Origin of the sequence: Shewanella sp. KX20019 (genome assembly GCF_016757755.1) — a bacterium.
Lineage (GTDB): Bacteria > Pseudomonadota > Gammaproteobacteria > Enterobacterales > Shewanellaceae > Shewanella.
The window spans coordinates 3940025-3959393 of the sequence record NZ_CP068437.1 but is presented as its reverse complement, the minus strand read 5'-3'; the positions used below and the strand labels follow the sequence as shown (position 1 = coordinate 3959393).

General features: G+C 43.8%; 18 protein-coding genes and 1 pseudogene. 9 read left to right on the top strand and 10 right to left on the bottom strand.

Annotation, left to right across the window (positions count from 1 at the left end):
• Positions 1–1115: 1115 nt before the first annotated feature.
• The 5 genes and pseudogenes from JK628_RS17105 to JK628_RS17085 all read left to right on the top strand — a co-directional run bounded on the left by JK628_RS17105 (position 1116) and on the right by JK628_RS17085 (position 6962).
• Complete coding sequence (locus JK628_RS17105; protein WP_202285492.1) at positions 1116–2156, top strand: IS110 family transposase; 1041 nt, start codon at positions 1116–1118, stop codon at positions 2154–2156.
• Positions 2157–2778: 622 nt separating this feature from the next.
• Positions 2779–3285: pseudogene (locus JK628_RS17100) on the top strand (IS30 family transposase); the annotation flags it as partial.
• Between the two features lie 134 nt (positions 3286–3419).
• Positions 3420–4325 carry a helix-turn-helix domain-containing protein gene (locus JK628_RS17095; RefSeq protein ID WP_202286161.1) on the top strand — a complete coding sequence of 302 codons (906 nt, stop codon included), beginning with the start codon at positions 3420–3422 and terminating at the stop codon, positions 4323–4325.
• Positions 4326–4440: 115 nt separating this feature from the next.
• Positions 4441–5466, top strand: a complete 1026-nt coding sequence (locus tag JK628_RS17090) for an alpha/beta hydrolase family protein (RefSeq protein ID WP_237524042.1) — start codon at positions 4441–4443, stop codon at positions 5464–5466.
• Between the two features lie 620 nt (positions 5467–6086).
• Positions 6087–6962 carry a DMT family transporter gene (locus tag JK628_RS17085; protein WP_202286160.1) on the top strand — a complete coding sequence of 292 codons (876 nt, stop codon included), beginning with the start codon at positions 6087–6089 and terminating at the stop codon, positions 6960–6962.
• Positions 6963–7034: 72 nt separating this feature from the next.
• Here JK628_RS17085 and JK628_RS17080 read toward each other — a convergent pair whose 3' ends face one another.
• The 5 genes from JK628_RS17080 to JK628_RS17060 all read right to left on the bottom strand — a co-directional run bounded on the left by JK628_RS17080 (position 7035) and on the right by JK628_RS17060 (position 11003).
• Positions 7035–7736 carry a phosphatase PAP2 family protein gene (locus tag JK628_RS17080; protein WP_202286159.1) on the bottom strand — a complete coding sequence of 234 codons (702 nt, stop codon included), beginning with the start codon at positions 7734–7736 and terminating at the stop codon, positions 7035–7037.
• Positions 7737–7814: 78 nt separating this feature from the next.
• Positions 7815–7919 carry a methionine/alanine import family NSS transporter small subunit gene (locus JK628_RS17075; RefSeq protein WP_202286158.1) on the bottom strand — a complete coding sequence of 35 codons (105 nt, stop codon included), beginning with the start codon at positions 7917–7919 and terminating at the stop codon, positions 7815–7817.
• Positions 7916–9415 carry a sodium-dependent transporter gene (locus JK628_RS17070; protein ID WP_202286157.1) on the bottom strand — a complete coding sequence of 500 codons (1500 nt, stop codon included), beginning with the start codon at positions 9413–9415 and terminating at the stop codon, positions 7916–7918. Before JK628_RS17070 ends, JK628_RS17075 begins: the two co-directional genes overlap by 4 nt.
• 126 nt (positions 9416–9541) lie before the next feature.
• The gene (locus tag JK628_RS17065; protein WP_202286156.1) at positions 9542–10582 is read right to left on the bottom strand and encodes a ketopantoate reductase family protein; all 1041 of its coding nucleotides are present in this window, start codon (positions 10580–10582) and stop codon (positions 9542–9544) included.
• 46 nt (positions 10583–10628) lie between these two features.
• A complete protein-coding gene (locus JK628_RS17060) occupies positions 10629–11003 on the bottom strand; it encodes a VanZ family protein (RefSeq protein ID WP_202289859.1) in 375 nt (124 codons plus the stop codon).
• Between the two features lie 157 nt (positions 11004–11160).
• Here JK628_RS17060 and JK628_RS17055 point away from each other — a divergent pair, with 157 nt between their 5' ends.
• Complete coding sequence (locus tag JK628_RS17055) at positions 11161–11646, top strand: YajQ family cyclic di-GMP-binding protein (RefSeq protein ID WP_202286155.1); 486 nt, start codon at positions 11161–11163, stop codon at positions 11644–11646.
• Between the two features lie 74 nt (positions 11647–11720).
• Here the strand turns inward: JK628_RS17055 and JK628_RS17050 are convergent, their stop codons facing one another.
• From JK628_RS17050 to JK628_RS17035, 4 genes are all read right to left on the bottom strand, one after another.
• The gene (locus JK628_RS17050) at positions 11721–13142 is read right to left on the bottom strand and encodes an AmpG family muropeptide MFS transporter (RefSeq protein ID WP_202286154.1); all 1422 of its coding nucleotides are present in this window, start codon (positions 13140–13142) and stop codon (positions 11721–11723) included.
• A 164-nt stretch (positions 13143–13306) separates the two neighbouring features.
• On the bottom strand, positions 13307–13627 hold the full coding sequence (locus tag JK628_RS17045) for a hypothetical protein (protein WP_202286153.1): 321 nt from the start codon (positions 13625–13627) through the stop codon (positions 13307–13309).
• 107 nt (positions 13628–13734) lie between these two features.
• Positions 13735–14316 (bottom strand): peptidylprolyl isomerase, encoded by a 582-nt coding sequence (locus JK628_RS17040; RefSeq protein ID WP_202289858.1) that lies wholly within the window; start codon positions 14314–14316, stop codon positions 13735–13737.
• 24 nt (positions 14317–14340) lie between these two features.
• Complete coding sequence (locus JK628_RS17035) at positions 14341–14907, bottom strand: YajG family lipoprotein (protein WP_202286152.1); 567 nt, start codon at positions 14905–14907, stop codon at positions 14341–14343.
• 223 nt (positions 14908–15130) lie between these two features.
• Between JK628_RS17035 and JK628_RS17030 the strand changes: the two genes are divergently transcribed.
• The 3 genes from JK628_RS17030 to JK628_RS17020 all read left to right on the top strand — a co-directional run bounded on the left by JK628_RS17030 (position 15131) and on the right by JK628_RS17020 (position 17987).
• On the top strand, positions 15131–15694 hold the full coding sequence (locus JK628_RS17030) for a porin family protein (RefSeq protein WP_202286151.1): 564 nt from the start codon (positions 15131–15133) through the stop codon (positions 15692–15694).
• Positions 15695–15920: 226 nt separating this feature from the next.
• A complete protein-coding gene (locus JK628_RS17025; protein WP_202286150.1) occupies positions 15921–16985 on the top strand; it encodes a DUF2804 domain-containing protein in 1065 nt (354 codons plus the stop codon).
• A 69-nt stretch (positions 16986–17054) separates the two neighbouring features.
• Complete coding sequence (locus JK628_RS17020) at positions 17055–17987, top strand: sterol desaturase family protein (protein WP_237524041.1); 933 nt, start codon at positions 17055–17057, stop codon at positions 17985–17987.
• 98 nt (positions 17988–18085) lie between these two features.
• Here JK628_RS17020 and JK628_RS17015 read toward each other — a convergent pair whose 3' ends face one another.
• On the bottom strand, positions 18086–19327 hold the full coding sequence (locus JK628_RS17015) for a methyltransferase (RefSeq protein WP_202286149.1): 1242 nt from the start codon (positions 19325–19327) through the stop codon (positions 18086–18088).
• Positions 19328–19369 lie beyond the last annotated feature (42 nt).

Here is a 19369-nt window from a genome sequence, read left to right as displayed (position 1 = left end):
TGATGTGGAGGTTTATCTAATTTAAAAGCTTTTATTGATAACTATAATGCTGAGAGCTTGCGCTTTTCGAAACCAGTGTAGATGCAACTGAGGCCTTCGGCTTCAGGGATGAAACCGCAGAGCGACCATGGCCAATTCTGTTCCATACAGAATTTGGCATTCCCTCCGTCCTTGGAGGTCTGACGGCGCAAAGCGAGCCTCAGTTGCGTCTGCACATACGCTGACCGCAGGTCATTGGAACCACCTTTGCCTGAAGGTAACTCTATTCTGTCCGTGCGACCTGAAGTCGTATGAAGCGCTGTTCACGGCGATAAGAGTGAACCATCTGTATCACCAGATGACCCTATGGCTCTGAATAAAGTAGCGAGCCAGACAATGTAACGATATTTGGCTTTATGCCGAATGGGAACGAAATCGTGAGAGGACGTTCTTCCTGATAACCACAATCGGGTAAGTGCTAGGGAGTCAGTATGATGAACATAGGTGAATCCACATAAGGTGCGTTATATGAGAAGCAGCGGAAGTGGTTTATACGCTGTGGCCAAAATGGCAACGAGAGCTGGAAAGAGATTGGGCAATGCTCTTTCGTGGTCATAATAGCTCTTCGCACTAGAGTGGGCATCTAACCTGACATTACGCTTCATACGGAACACGGTAAGCCTGAACCGCTCCCATTGGGAAAGTTATCTGTGAAGATAGCCGATAGTGGTGCAGGTAAAGGAGGCTGGAGAAAGCCAAAGCTGCATTGTAATGATGCAGATACAGACCTTGTGTCTGGCACGAAAGTGAGCCCACTTCCAGCTGGTCTCCCGTTGCAAGAAAATTAGAAGAACTTTGTTGATGGAGAAACGCAAATGATGACTTCAACTGAAGTTAGTGCCTCTCCTTGCTTTGCTCAATGACAAGCCATCGATTGGAAAGTCATAGCGCAGAAAGTATCAAAGCTTCAAGTTAGTATTGCAAAGGTAACCCTTGTGGTTACCGGGTAACGTAGTACGCCTTAGTGGAGGCTTGAGCCGTATGCAGTGAAAGTTGCACGTACAGATAATTGGACTCCCCCAATCTTAATCGAATGGTGTATTTTTAATATTCACCATAACTTATTGGAGTCCATAATGAAAAAGACAATAGTTGGCGTTGATTTAGGAAAACGTGTAATTCAAGTTTGTGTATATACAAACAAAACAGTGCGTTCTAATGAAGAAATGACACCTTGCGAATTCACCGAATTTCTCGCCAAATCAGAACCGATGATGGTTGTCTTTGAAGCATGCGCCTCTTCAAATTATTGGAAACAAAAAGCACTATCTTTTGGTCATGATGCAAACCTTATATCTGCGCAATTAGTTTCTTCAGTGAGGCAAAACCAGAAAACTGACAAAAATGATGCTTTAGCTATTGTTCAGTCAGCTATGCTGCCAGAAGTTAATTTTATTTCCGGTAAATCGGTTCAACAGCAGCAATTGCAATCCATGATGAGAATAAGAGAGCTATGCAGTAAGCAAAAAACAGCGCTCAGCAATCAACTTGTTTCCTTGTTGTCTGAGTTTAATATCAGCACCGCGAATCGCAATGGTGGATTGAAGAGTGCAGTCGAGTCAACGCTCGAAGATGCAGAAAATGATTTTTCTGACTTGTTTAGACTTGCATTAGACAGTGCGTGGAAGCTGTATTTAGAAACAATAAAATCATTGGCTATTTATAATGATTGTCTCGAAAAATCCATACATGAACACTCAGATTGTAAAAAACTACTAAAACTAGAAGGTGTGGGAAGTATAAACGCAATTAACCTCTATATTGCATTGGGTTGTGCTGAGCTAGGCACTTTTAATAAAGGAAAAGATGCATCGGCGTGTATAGGGTTAACGCCATTACAGCATTCTAGCGGTGGTAAGACAAAAATGGGCTCTATAGGCAAACATGTAAAAAACAGTATGCTTCGTAGCCAACTTATTGCTGGCGCCATGTCCTGCGTAATCCAGGTAGTGAAAAGAGAAGCCCGAACCACCAAAGAAAAATGGATACAAGGGTTGGTAGAAAGACGTGGAAAGAAATGTGCAGCAGTGGCACTAGCCAATAAAACAGTAAGAACGGCTTTTGCCATGTTAACCCAAGGAACAGAGTATAAGGCCAAATTAATCTCGGCCAGTTAACGAGTTCAAACAACAAAATGCTTAATCGAAGATAAAAATCAGCCAGTAAAAACAGTTAAGAACCAAGAGCTTCGAGCTCGTCGTACAGAATTGTTTATTGGTCTGCGTAAATATCAGAGAGCCTGAGTTCGCTACTCAATGAGAGCTCGTACATAAGTACGCATTAATTCTTCGATTCATAACTATTTGTTGTTGACAGTTGGGGAGTCCACATAGGTTCTTAGGAGAGCGGCACTTGGTAACAAGTGCCGCTTATCCGACCGAAACAACTTAGAGCTAATTCAATTCGTCACTCCAGTAACGCTTCTGGACTGGAGTCTAGCGATCTTTGCTTTGTATTTGGAGTAAGGGTCAACGATCTGCAGCCAATGCGCTAGTGTCTTTGCAAGCCGCCGTAAAATCTTCCCTGATGGCTCTGCTAAATCATCCCTGATTTAGAAGCTTGCACGCCACCCAGCGCACAAGCTGCTAGCAAGTTCATCGAAGCGTCAAACTCATTTATACCCCAAAATCAGTTTCGAAGTTCAAAAGGCAAATAGGCTGATTATAGCTTTGTCCATAGAAAAGCTAATGTGAAAGAGTTTGATAATTTAAAAAGGTTATGCCTGCCCTATCTTTTTGTGGTCAAATAAAAGGCAGGATCAGCATTCATGATAGGCCTCAGGTCGTAGATACCCGCAGTCGTATCGGTGATTGGGAAGGAGATCTAGTTGAAGGGAAAAAGGGCTCTGGTTACTTTGTAACGCATCTAGAGAGGAAGAGTCTTTGCTTAATAGCAAAGAAAATCGATGACAAAAAAGCGGCATCATTTAACCGTGTATCAATTGAAGCTTTTCAAGCATTACCTGAGGCGAAAAGGCTTACGCTAACACTCGATAATGGCAAGGAGTTTAGTGCGTTTAAAGAGCTTGAAAGCGCAGTAGGGATCGATATTTACTTTGCAGATCCCTATAGCTCATGACAAAGGGGAGCTAACGAACATGCCAACGGCCTTTTAAGGAGATACTTCCCTAAAGGAACTGACTTTTCAGTAGTTACGAGCGAACAACTAGAAACCATTGTAAACTTAATAAATAACAGGCCAAGAAAGATACTGAATTACCAAACACCAGCAGAAGTATTTAGATGATTTGAAGTGGTGCACTTAGATCTTGAATTCGGGCAGGGTTGGCTCAGATGAGCAAAAAGCAAACACTCATGCGGTCACCCTGGCTAGTAATATGGCAGGCGGATATATACATTGTGGAAGTTAGATAAAAAATCGTGGTAGATACCTTAAACAACAATAACGCAAAAATCATTAGCCAGGTCGGGCAGTATATTTATGACCATAGCGACCGGACAATCAGCTTGGACGATCTGGCAAGTTATACAGGTTTTTCTAAGTACCATTTTAACCGCATATTTTTTGCAGCGACGGGTTACCAGTTGGGTGAGTTTATTCAGCGGCATAAACTGGAAAAGGCACTGCACTTAATTAAACAGGGAAACCACAATATTATCGATGTCGCTCTTAGCGTCGGCTACGATTCCCCTTCATCTTTTTCTAGGGCGTTTAAAAAGAACTTTTCTGTTACGCCAAGCGACGTAGTCCAAGGTAATTTACCGTTCAACGATCGTGCTGGCAGCCTGAAACCTAGAAAATTACTAATTAACCAAAAATTGGAACCTGTTTGGAAAACGTTACCTGAGCAAAAAGCGTACGGCTTCTATGGTAAAGGTTTTAATGAGCAATCTTTTTCCGCGGTGGCTGGAGAGTTATACGGCCGTCTAGCCGCTATGGCCGAGCCATTAAGTTATGGGGGGTTACAGCCTATTGGCGTTTCTGTTGATAACCCGTGGACGGGAGAGCAAACTGAAAGCCGTTTTTTTGCTGGCTTTATTGAAGGTCTGTCCGCTCACCATGAAAAACTGGTAGCTTTTAAATGGCGGGCCGGTCGATGGGCCTGTTTCACGCATACAGGTCCACACAATTGCATGTGGCAAACTATTTCCCAGGTTTATGCACAATGGGTCCTACCTAATAGCATCAAGCTTAAAGACCAACAAATTGTGCAGCTATATCTGAATAACCCTATGGAAACCGAGCCTGAAGCACTTAAAACGGAGTTATATTTTGCAGTAGAAGGTTTCGCAATTAAAGACTTTGCCGTAGAAGAGAAAGCTTAAAATTCTGCCTGAATTGATGTTTTTTCACAAAGCGCACTTTCTGCACAGCTCAATCTTATTAATGTATGTATATTTGCAGCATAGAATGTTTAATGAAAAATAAATAGAGAGAACTATGGACCTAAAAATAACTAAACTTTACAGTTTTGGCCTTATGTTGCTTACTCTTTTTGGCAGTGCTCAAGCCTTCTCTAGCGGTGCAATGGAACTGAAGACAACAGAAGTAGATTTTTTTAATCAGCAAGTGAATCGACCGGTTAAAATCAAGTTTTGGTATCAAAGTGGTTCAGAATCCTGTGAAGCGACGATTTGCTTATCACCGAAGCAAAGCAGCCACCGGGTTGCGATTATCTCTCACGGCGCCTTTGGCTCTCCTCGTGAAATGAACTGGCTGGGCTATGCATTAGCCTCGCAAGGTTGGGTTGTTGCGGGGGTAGCTCATTTTGGTGAGTCATGGGTTTATGGGTCTGAAAACATCGATCCTAGTTCGGCTATGCGGTTCTGGCAGCGCCCACAAGATATAAGCTTTGCGATCGATAGTTTATCTGAAGAGAAGCTCTTTAATACCTCGCTTAAAACGGACAAGGTAATAATGCTTGGACATTCTTCAGGCGGGTTTACGTCTTTAGCAATGGCGGGAGCGAATTTAGAAGCGGGTAAATCGGAAGTCTATTGCGCGACAGAAATGGCAAAAGATGATAAAGGCTGCGATTATGGCCAGCATAGAAAGCGTAAGCCAATGAGTGACGAAATGGTAAAGAAAATAGGCTTGCTAGCAGAGCAAATGCGAGACGATCGAGTTGCTGCAGTTATTGCTTTAGATCCGGCCCTAGGCCATGCGGTTAGCGAAAATAGCCTAGAGAGCATAAAGGTTCCTGCTCTGGTTCTGGGCTCTGTAGAAAATGATTTTCTGCCGTACACCGCACATTCCAAATATTATGCAGACCATATTCAAGGTGCGAATTTAGTAGGTATTGAGCAAGGCGCAGGTCATTTTGTGTATATCGACGAATGCGACTCTGACCGGGAAGTAAAAGGCGTATCTTTGTGTAAAGATCGAGAAGGTGTAGATCGCAACGCAATACAAAAGAAAATACTCGAGCATGTATTTGGCTTTATTTATAGAAATGGTTTTAGCTAAAAACCATAAAGTTTGAAGAACAAATAGGCCGAATTCAACCAATTGATAAAGGGGTCGAAGCGAATTAGGGCTTTCGAATAAAACTAAGATACTTTTTCTCATCTGAGTCACCCGCATTAGAGCAAATTATCTAGTACATTTCTGTCCAAAAACGTGTCAGACGCTACATTGAACTTGCTGGCAGAGCATGTGCTGTGGGGCGTGAAAGCTTCTAAATCACGGATGATTTAGCAGAGCCTACATGGACGTACTTGTGGCGGCTTGCTAAGACACAGGGCGCATGCTCTGCAATTTCAATATGGCCTATTTTAGACTTAAAGGCACTGGGATCCAGCCCAGAAGGTTCACTCGGCAATTGCTCCCTGCATTGCTCTACCTCGTGAATCTGACCTACACGGACGTAGGAAATGTCATTGTTGTTGGAACTATCAACGGCCATTCAGTTGCTCGTTTATGTCCAAAGGCGAGCTACAAAATGCTCAAGCATTATTATCCTCCCACTGCTATATCATCACCACAAATATTCACTATCTGTGGTTCGCAGAGATAATTCCGCCATCTGCAGGCATAATATGCAGCTACTTGGCTTTGATGTTCGACGACTTTAGGTGCAATACCCAATGGCATGGATTCTATTTACTTTTCTAGCGGCTGCCATGCAGGCTTGGCGCAACGCATTCCAAAGCCAACTCAGTAAAGAGGTTAATACCGCAGCGGTGACTTTGGCGCGCTTTTTATGGGCGACGCCCATCGCACTCATCTATTTAGGCGGCTTATATTATTGGCAGCCAGTGGGCTTGCCTTTCATTACTCCTAAATTCAGCCTCTATGTGCTCGCGGCCGCAGCAATGCAGATCCTTGCAACTGTGTTGATGGTTAAGCTGTTCAAAATGCGAAACTTTGCCGTCGGTGCTGGTCTAGCTAAGAGTGAAGCATTGATGGCTGCTATTTTGGGCGTGGTTTTCTTTGGCACTTATCTGTCATGGCTAGGTTGGTTGGGAGTCTTGCTCGGTGGCGTCGCTGTTTTCATTATGAGCAGTGGTAAAAAGTTAACACAGATATCAGTTGCCACCGTTATGCTCGGGCTTGCTTGTGGTGGCGCATTTGCGCTGACTTCATTGTGGGTGCGTGCTGCCAGTCTTAGTTTAGATTTACCCTTTCCTCATCGAGCGGCGTGGGTTTTGTTGTTTATTATTGCCATTCAAACATCGGTGTTGGTGATATATGCCTATGTGGCAGATAGAAGCACGATTGATAGCTTATTCAAACGGCCGAAGCTGACGTTACTCACCAGCCTGACCAGTTGCCTAGGCTCTATTGGTTGGTTTAGCGCTATGTCTTTGCAAACGGTGCCTTACGTTAAAACGCTAGGGCAAATTGAGGTTTTCTTTACGCTACTCATTGCGGCATTTTGGCTAAAAGAAAAGGTTAAAATAAAAGATATGGCCGCACTAGTGATGATTGCCATTGCGGCGATTTTAGTTATGTGGGGCTAGTAGCTTGCCTCAATGTTTCAGTCATTAGAGTTTTGCTTGAGCTAACTTACAGTCATACGTCAAATATAGGCCTTAGCGAGCAGGCTTGAATCGCGACAATAGATAGCGGCTTATGTTAATCGACATATGAGCCGTTAGTACTCCGAAAGTGGCTCCTGCCAGCAGATCGCCTAGAAAGTGGTAGTTCTGTCCAATCTGGCCCGCAATAGCACCGAGCATAGCAATGGCCCAAATCACTTTTAAACCAGGAAAACGCCACCAAAATACACTCACCAAGGCGAAAGTAAACAGCGCGTGCCCTGAGGGGAAGGAGTTGTACGCCAGACCTTGGGCAAATGGGTGGAAGCCCTCTACGCTGTCGGTTATCCAAGAAGGGTTACTACCCGTTGCTGTATGGATCCAAGTTTCTGGCCAAGTACGGCCAAAGATAAACTTAGCACTCAGGCGAACGGCACTGGCAATGATTAAGGTTATGGCTAAAGTAAGTGCTAACGAAGCAAACCTTTGGCGGCCTTTCTGGGTGACGCAGCAGATCAATACCAGCACGGATAATATTTCAAACAGTAGCGGCATCTGGCTCAAGGGCTTAAAGATAAAACTGGCGTGACTGTATTCATGCATCCAACTGGCAATATTTCTATCGAGAAATAGCACGCTGAAAAGTGTTAGTGATATGGCGGCAAGGTACAGCCAGATACTGGTGCGGATACTAATCGATGGCGCAAACTTAGGGGGCAGCGAATACTTTTTAAGTGAAGTTGTAGGCTTACTCATCAATGGCTTAGCAACAGTTTTAATTGCTACAGAGTTTAAGGATTGAGGCTGCTAAGTACAAGTCATTTTAGGATGCACTTATTGCTTCCGTGATGCTTTCATTGCAATAGCAATACAGATTGCTGCGCCGCCCCAAGTGATGATTAACGACAATACCATCATTACAATAGCTCCAGTACTCATGGTTTACGCTCCTGCGGTAGATGTTGGTTTGAAACTAGGCCGATAAATATGGCACAGAAAAGCATTAGTGCGATAAGTCCCCAGCCAAGAAATAGCTGATCAGCAATTGGATAGTCGCCGTAGCCATTTTGAATGGTATTGATTAGATTTTTGACCAAAATACCCGCCAACATAATCGGGCTTACGAAGCGTAAGCAGACGATAAGCCATTTGCCGATACTAAACTCGCTACAGCGGTTAACGTACTCTCTTACATCTGCCAGTTTAAACAGCCAGCCCATGATCAGTAGTTCAATCAAACAACTGCTAAGGAGTGCCACGTTATTGATGAAGTAGTCCACCAGATCCAGTAGCAGTAAGCCGCCATTAGTCGAGAAGGCGAGTGAAGTGACATAACCTAGTCCACACACCAATAACGCCGCTTTTTTTCTTGAAATAGTGACTTTATCAATCACTGCAGATACTACCGCTTCAATAATCGATATGTGCGAGCTAATCCCCGCGACCACTAAGGCAAGAAAGAACAAGGGCCCAAGAATATAGGGGATTGGCAACAAGTTAATTGCTGCAGGAATGGTGACAAAAGCCAATCCCACCCCCGATGAGACCACTTCGGTGATCGGTTTCGATTGTTCGGCCGCCATATAGCCCAATACCGCAAAAATCATGATCCCGCCGAGAATGGAAAAGCCGCAATTAATCAATACCGTCATAAAGGCATTGTTGTTAATGTCGGACTTTTCAGGCAAGTAACTGGAATAGGCGAGCATGATGGCAAAGCCGACGCTTAAGGTGAAAAATATTTGTCCGTAGGCTGCTGACCATACTTTAGCGTCGAGAATTTTACTAAAGTCCGGCCTAAACAGGTAGTTTAGCCCTTCTAATGCGCCCGGTAACATGATGATCCTACCGATTAGCAGTAACACCATGATAAAGAGTAAAGGCATCATGATTTTACTGGCGCGCTCAATTCCAGCTTTAACACCAGAATAAACCGCAAGGGTGGTGATTGACCAAGCAATGGTCATCGGTATTGCAATGTGAAGCTGCAGGTCACCAAGCTTAGTGGGGGAGTTGTCACCCAAGCCAAGGTATTCATCGAAGAAGAAGCTATTGGTATCAGTGCCCCAGCTTTGAGTGACAGAAAAAACTAAGTAGGACATCGCCCAGCCAATAATGGCGACATAATAAACGGCAATTACCGCGGCGATAAAGACCTGGAACCAACCTAACCATTCGAATCTAAAGCCGATGCTTTGCCCTAGTTTGGCAAACACTTTTGGTGCTGCGCCGCGGTATTTATGCCCAAGGCTAAATTCCATGATCATAAAGGGAATACCGGCCGAGAGCATGGCAAACAGATAAGGGATAAAGAATGCGCCACCGCCATTTTCATAAGCCATATAGGGGAAGCGCCAAATATTACCCAAACCGATAGCTGAGCCTACTGCGGCTAGAATGAAGCCAGTTCTAGAATTCCATTGTTCTCTTTGCATCGAACGCGCCTTTTTCTTTCCAATCACTTGATTGTAAATTGGCTGTAATGGCTTAATTTTAGCTTGAATTCAGAATCTTGCTTGAAATGAGCTAGAGCTGTGTATGCTCGTCATTAGTCGTAGAGACTAACGCTGATATTGCAGCTCTAAATGCTCAATGTGGTCGACAAGTTGCTGGTTGTGAGGCGTCGCAATTCCATGCCGTTTTGCTATTTGTACTACAAAGCCATTAATAGCGTCTATTTCGGTGGTTCGCTGATGTTGCACATCTTGATGCATAGATGAGTAATTATCAGCAGTGAGCGCTATTACTTGGTAGACCCGCTCTAACAATGGAGATAACGCTAATGAAATATGTTCCGCTTTGGCAACGTAAACCAGTTCTGTGACTGCGGCTGTGATGCTATCGCGGTATTGTTCATCTGCTAGTTCTCCATTTCGACAATTGTGGATAGCCGTCAACGGATTTATTGCCACATTAATGGCTAGTTTTTGCCATAGCATGGTTAAGATATCCGCGCACCACTGACTGTGTGGTATGGCTGCTAACAGAATATTTTTAAGTGATTCAGGTAACACTAATGGCTCAGCTCCACTGTGCTGACTCGCAGCCTGTTGCGAGGGAAAAGCGTTTTGAGTATTAAAAGCACTTTGGCTATTAAAAGTGCCTAGCTGAGTAACACCTTTGCCAGTTTGTTTCGTATGCCATGCAGATTGCTTCAATGCACCTTGGGAGGTAGTGCCAAGAGTTAGGCTTTGTCCTTTGAGCATGTTGGCAACGTCTAAGTGTGGCCCCATGCCATTATGTAGCAGTAATATGTGGCAGTTACTGCTGAGCATTGGGATGAGTATTTTCAGGGCTGTAGCAACTTGATAGGCTTTTACACAAACAATGAGTAGTTCGGTCTTAGGTAATTGTTGCTCATAGTCATCTTGGCCAACAAGCTCTGCTGTATGAGTAGACTCGACATTGTTTAGATCGGTAAAGGTAAGTGTGTGTGTGCGTGAATACTTGTCTCGGCTAATGATGTTTAACGATACGTTACTCCCATTAGCTGCTGAACTTAGCTGATGGTATATCAGCTGGCCTATAGCGCCGGCGCCCACAATAGAGATCTGTTTTAATCTGGCAGAGTTTGTTGCAGTTGAATCCTTTGCTAAAGTCATAATCAGTAACTTATGTTGTTTAATTATCAGGCGTGGGCCGCATTATTTAGCCAGTGCTATTGTCGATAATCTTAGCTGCCTTAAAGTATTTGCTATAGAGCCACTGCGTTATATAAAACAGTAAAATACCTATCATATCAGCAATGAAATCAGCGACGGAGGCACTGCGATAAGAAAGCTGAGATTGGACTATTTCGATAAAAACGGCATAGAAGGCTAATACGCACGCAAGCAGATACCATCTTGGTTTGAACGCAAAGTACGTCAGATAGGATAGGACAAAAAAACTGCCGATATGACCTATTTTATCAAAATGAGCAATGGTGTTGATGTTATAGTTCGGTTTAGAAAAAACCAAATAACTAACGACTATCAAGGTCATTGCTAACGCGAGCTTGAAAATGTTTTGTCTGTTGATCACATCATGCACACTGAAGTTATTTGTCTTCATCATAAAAAAATAGGCCGACAAAGTCACCTATAACTATGCTTGGTATCAATTTAATCTTTATTGGCTCTTCAAGTCATCGCTTTTCGTGGGTAAAATACCGTTAAATCAAATTTTAAGGATCAAGCGCATGCCTTCAATGGATATAGTGTCTGAAGTAAATGAAGTCGAATTACGTAACGCTGTGGATAATTCTGTACGAGAATTGCAAGGCCGCTTTGATTTTCGCGGCAAAGAAGCCAGTTTTGAGTACAAAGACCATGTTGTAACGTTATCAGCAGAAGATGATTTTCAATGTCAGCAGTTGGTGGATATTCTGCGGATGCAATTGAGCAAACGTAATGTTGATCCTAAGTCGATGGATGTTGATGATAAAGCGGTACATAGCGGTAAAACTTTCTCTTTACGGGTGAAGTTTAAAGAGGGTATTGAAACACTCATCGCGAAGAAACTGGTTAAACAGATAAAAGACAGCAAGCTTAAAGTGCAATCCTCTATTCAGGGCGACTCAGTGCGTGTCACGGGTAAAAAACGTGATGATCTACAAGCGGTAATGGCGCTAGCGCGCGAATCTGATCTTGGGCAGCCTTTCCAGTTTAATAACTTCCGAGATTAGTCGCCGTCACGACTAACCATTTTAATGGCTAATCGCTAGCGTCGACAGCGGATGGTTTTAATGAGAGCTCACAGTCAACTGTTGAGCTCTTTTTGTTGGGGGCTGACGTCTGCTGGAGTGCTCCGACTATCGGGGACGTACTTTTGCACTAAGACAATAAGCCCCAATACAGGGAAGCCAATTAAGCTGGCACCAATAAAGAAACTGACGTAGTCATAAGCATCGATATAGGCGCCGGAGAAACCAGCGACAAACTTAGGGAATAGCAACATGATGGATGACAACAATGCGTATTGAGTCGCACTATAACCCGTGCTGGTTAGGCTCGATAGATAAGCGATAAAGGCCGCGGTTGCCACGCCACCACTAAAGTTATCGACTGAAATAGCCAGTGTTAGAAAAGGCACGTTGTAGCCAAGGAGAGCTTGATAGGCAAACAGTAGGTTGGTAGTAGCAACTAAAAAAGCGCCTAGAAAAAGGGTTCTCATTGTGCCGTACTTAGCCACTAATAGCCCGCCAGCTCCAGCCCCGACAAGCGTCATGATTAAACCATAGACTTTACTTAATGTGGCTATCTCGGCTTTAGAAAACCCCATGTCGACGTAAAATACATTGGCCATTACGCCCATCACGATATCTGAAATTCGATAAGTCGATATCAACAATAGAATTAGGATGGCACTTTTACCATAGCGCTTAAAAAAGTCGAGAAAGGGTAAAACACTGGCGGTGTATAACCAAGACAGAGTGGCTGCTATGAGCTTTGGATAGCGCCTAGAAAACTGCTGCTTAAGTTCTGCTTCTTTCTCGTCCGCCTCTTTAGTTTCAACTTTGGGTTCAGCACTAAACAGTGTGGTGATGATGCCAATCGACATCAAGCCAGCCATGGCCAAATAGGCTGTTTGCCAAGACACTAAGCTGTAGGTTTCATTATTGGGCTCAATCCAGGCGGCGATGGTTAATGCACCTGCAGTGGCGATAATCATCGCGCTGCGGTAACCCACTTGATAGGCAGCGGCTAATGCTGCTTGCATTTTCTGTGATGCCGATTCAATTCTGAATGCATCAATAACAATGTCCTGAGTCGCAGATGCAAAGGCGACCATTAAGGCAAAAAGTGCTAACTTTTCAATATCGACCAGAGGGTCGCTCTGACTCATCCCTACAATGGCAGCGACTAAAATAAGTTGGGCGAATATCATCCAGCCCCTGCGCCGACCAAGTAGCTTGGTCAATATCGGCAGTGACATTCGATCGACTAGCGGAGACCATGCCCATTTGAAACCATAGACCAATGCTATCCAACTGAAGTAACCAATAGCCGTTCTATCTACGCCAGCTTCTCTTAACCAAAAAGAGAGTGTTGAGAACACCAGCATAAGAGGTAAACCCGCTGAAAACCCCAAAAGTAATAGACTCAATACCCGTTTATGGCAGTAGATTGAGAGTGAGTCTTTGATGCGCTGAGAATAAGAGGTCTTGGAAACAGAAGGCATATGCTTGCTTAACAAGTAAGGATAGAAACAGCTTACGGGCGAGTGTGTTTTGGTTCAAGGGTTTAATGATGGGACAACGAATAAATGATTAAATCCACTAAAAAGCCCAAACCGAAAGGGTTTGGGCTTGGGGTGTCACTTCTAGTTAAAGCATAAGATCGAAACTAAGGTCTGATACCTACACATCCTTGAGGGATCTGCCCACCAATACTGAGGTAGTCACAGCAGTCGTCGACTTGCTGCCTCAAGAACTGATTGCCTCTAATTGCCCAACAGGGCCATTTGTCAAAGGAATGCAGTAAGTGCCAAAACACACGTTCCATATCTGTTTGCGCATCACCCTGATGGTCATACATCTGCCATTCTTCTAGGGTGTCCCATAGATATAGCTGGATCTCATTGAAATCGAGTTGATTACTTAAAAACGCTTTTCCATAGAAAGCCAGCTGGGGCGCTTTATCATCAATGAACTCATTTGGGGTCATTGAACCGCCTCCTTTTACTTTAGCGATATAAGTATAGAACGACTTTTAGGTTTTTCACTCTAAAATACAGATTTATTTTATAAAGTATTCAAAGCGGCTGAGAAGTGCTACTTTCTAGGCAATAATCTAGCCTGCTTAAGGACGATGTCTTCGATTGGAAAATCAGGCCACTCCAGCTTGCGATTAAACTCAGTTGGGACGAGCGCCATTGCCGCTAATACTTCCATTCCCGAGGTGACTTCACCAAAAACGGCATAGCCCCAGCGGCGTGAGGAGGGGTCTAATTTCTCATTATCGACAACGTTAAAGTAAAATTGGCTGGTGGCTGAATGCGGCTCATTTTCTCGTGCCATTGCAATAGTGCCTGTGAGGTTTGACAAGCCATTACCAGATTCATTTACAATAGGTTGATCTGTAGGGCGTTCCTCTTTTTCTAAATCTAGCCCGCCGCCTTGTACCACAAAGTCTGCAATAACACGGTGAAAGAGTGTGTTGTCATAGTGACCTTTTACAACGTAGGTGAGAAAATTATCAACAGTAAGTGGCGCGCGGGTTCTGTCGAGCTCAACCACTATCTTTCCCATGCTGGTGTCGAACTCAACTTCGGGGTAAAGCGTGTTTGGTTGAATATCGACAGCATGAGCAACAGGGCTTAGCAGCAATACAGTAAAGCTAATGCATTTTATCATCCAGGATTTCATAGTCTTCCTTGGTTATTGTTGTATGAACTGGTTAAGTTCTGGGTCGTTAATAATGTCACGAGTAAGTTGGCCGAGTAATTTGTTCATTTCAAGCTCCAAGGTGGCAAAATCTGCACTAAACGGACCTTTTAACATGCCTTTGGCTCGATAACGTTTAGTCAGCGATTGATTGGTATTTTGGGCGATAACATTGATGATGATCTGGCTGTTAGCTTCAAAGCCAAAAGTGCCCTCATCTACATCGGTTAATAGCTGCTCTATTTGGATCTGCAAATGCTTTACTGAACTTGGATCGATGCGATAACCAGCTTGAGAAAACCCCTCTCTAAAGACCTGATCCATTTGTACTCGCGGTGCCTCGCTTGGACTCACTAACCGTGCTGCATTATCGCCGTCATTAAAGCGCACAATAAAATTGGCTGAGCGGGTATCGATAGTGTCAATTGCGATCGGCAGTTCAGCACTTGTCTGCTGGGTAATGCTAGGCACTTCGGGATTCAATGCAATATGAGTCGGAGCTTGGTTGGCACAACCGATAACGGTAAATGCAGCGGCTATCACTAGAGTTAGAGATTTCATTATCACTGTTTTGTCAGAAATTAGATGGCTTCAGCATACCAGAACAGGATCTGAATTCCACAGTCGAAGTGAGATTTGCGTTAATAGCGTTTTTGACTGCTTTTTCTCTGGATTACGTTGTAAATATTGATGTAATATCTCTCAGCTATGTAACTGAACTGTTTATTTATTAAAGGGATAGTAGAATGCACTGCTTTCCTAAAAGTGTATTAAAGGAATCAATATGCGTATTTTAACATTCGTTGTCGCGGGGTTATTGAGTTGCAGTGCTATGGCTGCACAAGGGGATCATGTTATTGGTGGTAGCGTTGGCTATGGCTTTAATGATTTTGATGGGGTAAAGGACGATGACTCATCTGATGGCGATAACTTTGTTTATGATATTTATTACCGCTATATGTGGCACGATAGCTTTGGTATCGAAGCGGGTTATTTTTCAGGAGATGCTGGACTTGGATCGGCATTTACCAGTGTTTTTAGCGGTATTAAGAACGTTGAGTACTCTGGCTTTAGGGCCACTCTTTATGGTCAATACAGGCTTTCTGAAAGAAATCGCTTATACGCCAAGTTAGGTGTAAGTGCTAATGAGCTAAGCTATGAAAGAGGACGTCCATTTAGCAATGACGAATTTACCCATGAGAGTGACAACAGCCAAGACCTATACACTGCAGTCGGTTGGGAAGTTCGTTTTCATTCAGGCTTTGGCATGAACATCGAATATCAGTATATCCCTATTCAGGCACTAACAGCTCAAAACTTAAACTTCGGGATAAGTTACCAGTTTTAAAAATTAATTTGAGCTTTTCATGGCGCACTAAATATGGGCGCCATGAATTTGATTACTCAAAGACTCATCATTTTCAGTACGTTAAACCACATCATATTGCATCCTCTGCAGCCGCTGAATCGTATTGTTTTACAGTCTGATAACAAAAAGTGCTTTAACAGCTTTTAACCTGTGTCAGTTCCAGTTAGAGTAAAAGGTCAAATATACTCTTACGGATCTACGAGTTATGCCAGCGAATCGTGTGCCATGGACGCCTAACGTACTTACCAGCTCTACCGCTCCTAAAAGCCTTATTGATGATAGGGGCTGTGCTGTTTATGGGCATTTCGATGGTCCGGTTGATAATTTAGCCACTGATAAATTCTGTTACTTTAATGAAATGGATAAACCTGCCTCGAAGTGGGCTAAATACTTTGATTTTAAGCAGTTTCAATTTGTTAGCATTGTGACGCCTCATTACGTCATTGGTGTTGCGCTGGCCGATATTCGTTATGTGGGGAGTGCATTTTGCTATCTATACGACATTAAACAAAACCAATTGCTCGAAACGAGTTGGCTCAAACCGTTGGGAATGGGTTACCAGATGTCCGCGTCACCGATGCAGGGCAGTGCAAAGATTAGTGGCGCTAAAGGTACTGTTGAGTTTGATATCGAGCAAGGCGCGTGGCGGGTAAAGTTAGCGACCTTAGGCATAGAGGCTGATCTGAATTTGCAACCTGAACCACTAAGCTTGCCTATGGCAATGTGTAATCCAACAGGTTACAGCGGCTGGACTTACACCGAAAAGCACAATGCATTGAATGTTAAAGGCAAGTTGATCATTAACCATGAGCCACAACCCCTGCAAAGAGTGACTGCGGGCTATGACTTTAGTGCCGGTTTCATGCGCCGTGAAACCAGTTGGCGTTGGGCAAGTATCAACAGCTTAACCGAAGAGGGCCGCTTAGGGCTTAACTTAGCTGCGGGTGTGAATGAAACGGGTTGTAATGAAAACGCATTTTGGCTTAATGGCGAGCGTCATCTGCTTGGCGCAGTACATTTTGAGTTTACCCGGCAGCGCTCAGCTGAGGATTTACCACTGCAGTGGCGGGTCTATTCCGATAACGGTCAAGTCGAGCTGACCTTTACCCCGCAAAACTGCCGCCAAGAGAAGCTTAACTTATGGCTGATTAAAAGTAATTTTAGGCAGTATCTCGGCCACTTTAACGGCGTTATAACCGATAACTTAGGTAAAAAGCATCAGTTAACCAATGTGCTGGGCTTAACTGAAGATCATTTTGCACGTTGGTAAGCTAGTTGGCTGCTTCACCTCCTCTGTGAAGTGAGCAATAAATACAGATAACAAAGGACTATTTATAAGATGGATTTTAATTCACTGATCTCCCACCCTGAAGTATTGCTACTGGTATTAGCACCGATTTTTTTCGTCTGTATTTTATTGGAGTGGTATGTCGGGGATAGGCAAAACAGATTACCACTCAATGCGCGTTACCATTTGCCGGAGGTATTGTGTAATTTTGGCTTGGCAGGTATGCATCAATTAACCGATATTCTGACAGGACTGTTAATCGCTAAACTTTATTTGATGTTTTTTGGTTGGCGTTTATTTGATATTGAGATGAATGGCGCCACATTTATCGCACTAATGGTCGCTCAAGATTTTTGCTATTACTGGTTCCATCGCGCCAGCCATAGAATTCGCTGGATGTGGGCTGCTCATGTGGCTCATCATAGCTCTGAGAACATGAACTTTAGTACAGCATTTCGTCAAAGCTTGATGTATCCGTTAGCTGGAATGTGGCTCTTTTGGCTGCCGTTAGTGGTGGTTGGTTTTGACCCTAACTGGGTGGTATTTGTGGTGCTACTCAATTTAGGTTTGCAGTTTTTTGTCCATACTCAAGCGATAAAGTCATTAGGGATCCTGGAGTGGCTGATCAATACACCTTCGCATCATCGAGTGCATCACGGCCGTAATCCGCAATATATCGATAAAAACTATGCCGGTATTTTGATTATCTGGGATCGTATGTTTGCTACTTTCGAGAAAGAGGTCGAAACGGTTGAGTACGGCATTACCAAGCCTATCAATAGCTTTAATCCGCTTGTTGTTACCTTTACTGAATGGCGCGATATGTTTAAAGAGACGCTTGCGGCAAATCTCAGCCCAGCACAACGTTTTAAGCTACTGTTTGCGCCGCCTGCGACAGCTGAGTCTCAAGTTAATCAATCGCACTTAGTTAATGAGCCACCAAAGAGTGATGAGCAGGAAGATCCGGTTGCGGAAGCGAAATAGTGCAGATTGGTGCTTCATAGAGAATGAGACAACAAAAAACGGTGAGCTAATTGCTCACCGTTTTTTATTCTTCTATGGATGTACTATTGCTGTATTGATTAAGCGTTAGGCTTACCATACAGGGCACTTTGTGGATGTGGTGTGTCTGGTGTTTGATCAGCGTCGAGCTCAGGTTCTTGTGCTTTTTTACTGATTTTTTGCGCCTGCAATATGACGAATTTACCATTAGATGCCACTGTGGTGCAGTTCTTAAAAATACGCTGTAATTTTACGTGATAAGCCAAATGACGATTGCCCACCACATGTAAGATCCCGCCGTTCTTTAAGCGTCTAAACGAATCTAAAAACATCTGCCACGCAATATGATCGGTAATGGCTTCACCTTGGTGGAAGGGCGGATTACATAAGATTAAATCTGGGCGGAAGCCTTCGTTCATATGTGTTAGACAATCATCCCAAGAGAAGGTGGCTTGCTCGCCAACAAGAAGAGGGTTATCTAAATCATTTAATGCCCAGTTGTCTTTCGCCGAAGCGGCTGCCATTTCAGAGTCATCAATAAAGTGGACATAAGCTTCTGGAAAACATTGTTTAGCGTGCAGGCCTAAAATACCATTGCCGCAGCCTAAATCGACTATCGATTTAAAATCGCCTTTAGGCATATTGTCGAGCATTATCCGTGCCCCAATATCGAGTTTACTGGCGGCAAATACGTTAGTTAAATTGCTTATCTGGAGTTTACACTCGGGGACAGGCCAGTTTGTGGTTGTTGGTAAGCTGCGTGCTTTGCCGTCTGCGATACAGGTAATCACTCGGGTCTTTTTCCAAGTGAGGCTCGCGCTAGCTTCGCCAAGGTTGCGACTTATGGTCTCTAGCAGTGACTTGTTAATCGACTTAGCTTTAGCCCCAATCAGCACCTGTGTTCCCGCTGGAAGAACCTGTGACAATCTCTTTAGCTGGTGGCTAAAGTAGTTAAGATTCTTTGGCAGCTTCATGAGAACGAGCTTAATGCCTTGGGGTAACTCGTCACGGCTGTTAACCCATGTCAGGCTGTCTTCATTGAGCTGATTACGAGCGAGGTTCTCGGTAGTGCCTAATAAACTGGTCTTTGCATCTGTTTCTAATGTTAGCGGCCAATCAGGAGTAATGGATAATAATCCTGCCGTTAATGCGCCAAAACTATCATTGACAATGGCGGTGCTAACTGCAGTTTGTTCGGTGTCAATCAGATGCTTTATTAAGTGCTCATCGGCAGCGTCCCACGCCTGCAGATTAGACTCTTGTCTGCTAGGGTAACGGAAGAGTTCGAGCTCGATGCCCGATACTAAAAGTTGTGTCGTCATATGCCAATAAGTACCAAATAAATGCGGGCGCGTATTATCGCA

What these genes read in the sequence shown, in the direction of transcription:
- JK628_RS17105 (WP_202285492.1), top strand. Translation starts at nt 1,116, where the DNA reads ATGAAAAAGACAATAGTTGGCGTTGATTTAGGAAAACGTGTAATTCAA.
- JK628_RS17090 (WP_237524042.1), top strand. Translation starts at nt 4,441, where the DNA reads ATGGACCTAAAAATAACTAAACTTTACAGTTTTGGCCTTATGTTGCTT.
- JK628_RS17085 (WP_202286160.1), top strand. Translation starts at nt 6,087, where the DNA reads ATGGCATGGATTCTATTTACTTTTCTAGCGGCTGCCATGCAGGCTTGG.
- JK628_RS17080 (WP_202286159.1), bottom strand. Translation starts at nt 7,736, where the DNA reads ATGAGTAAGCCTACAACTTCACTTAAAAAGTATTCGCTGCCCCCTAAG.
- JK628_RS17075 (WP_202286158.1), bottom strand. Translation starts at nt 7,919, where the DNA reads ATGAGTACTGGAGCTATTGTAATGATGGTATTGTCGTTAATCATCACT.
- JK628_RS17070 (WP_202286157.1), bottom strand. Translation starts at nt 9,415, where the DNA reads ATGCAAAGAGAACAATGGAATTCTAGAACTGGCTTCATTCTAGCCGCA.
- JK628_RS17065 (WP_202286156.1), bottom strand. Translation starts at nt 10,582, where the DNA reads ATGACTTTAGCAAAGGATTCAACTGCAACAAACTCTGCCAGATTAAAA.
- JK628_RS17055 (WP_202286155.1), top strand. Translation starts at nt 11,161, where the DNA reads ATGCCTTCAATGGATATAGTGTCTGAAGTAAATGAAGTCGAATTACGT.
- JK628_RS17050 (WP_202286154.1), bottom strand. Translation starts at nt 13,142, where the DNA reads ATGCCTTCTGTTTCCAAGACCTCTTATTCTCAGCGCATCAAAGACTCA.
- JK628_RS17045 (WP_202286153.1), bottom strand. Translation starts at nt 13,627, where the DNA reads ATGACCCCAAATGAGTTCATTGATGATAAAGCGCCCCAGCTGGCTTTC.
- JK628_RS17040 (WP_202289858.1), bottom strand. Translation starts at nt 14,316, where the DNA reads ATGATAAAATGCATTAGCTTTACTGTATTGCTGCTAAGCCCTGTTGCT.
- JK628_RS17035 (WP_202286152.1), bottom strand. Translation starts at nt 14,907, where the DNA reads ATGAAATCTCTAACTCTAGTGATAGCCGCTGCATTTACCGTTATCGGT.
- JK628_RS17030 (WP_202286151.1), top strand. Translation starts at nt 15,131, where the DNA reads ATGCGTATTTTAACATTCGTTGTCGCGGGGTTATTGAGTTGCAGTGCT.
- JK628_RS17025 (WP_202286150.1), top strand. Translation starts at nt 15,921, where the DNA reads ATGCCAGCGAATCGTGTGCCATGGACGCCTAACGTACTTACCAGCTCT.
- JK628_RS17020 (WP_237524041.1), top strand. Translation starts at nt 17,055, where the DNA reads ATGGATTTTAATTCACTGATCTCCCACCCTGAAGTATTGCTACTGGTA.
- JK628_RS17015 (WP_202286149.1), bottom strand. Translation starts at nt 19,327, where the DNA reads ATGACGACACAACTTTTAGTATCGGGCATCGAGCTCGAACTCTTCCGT.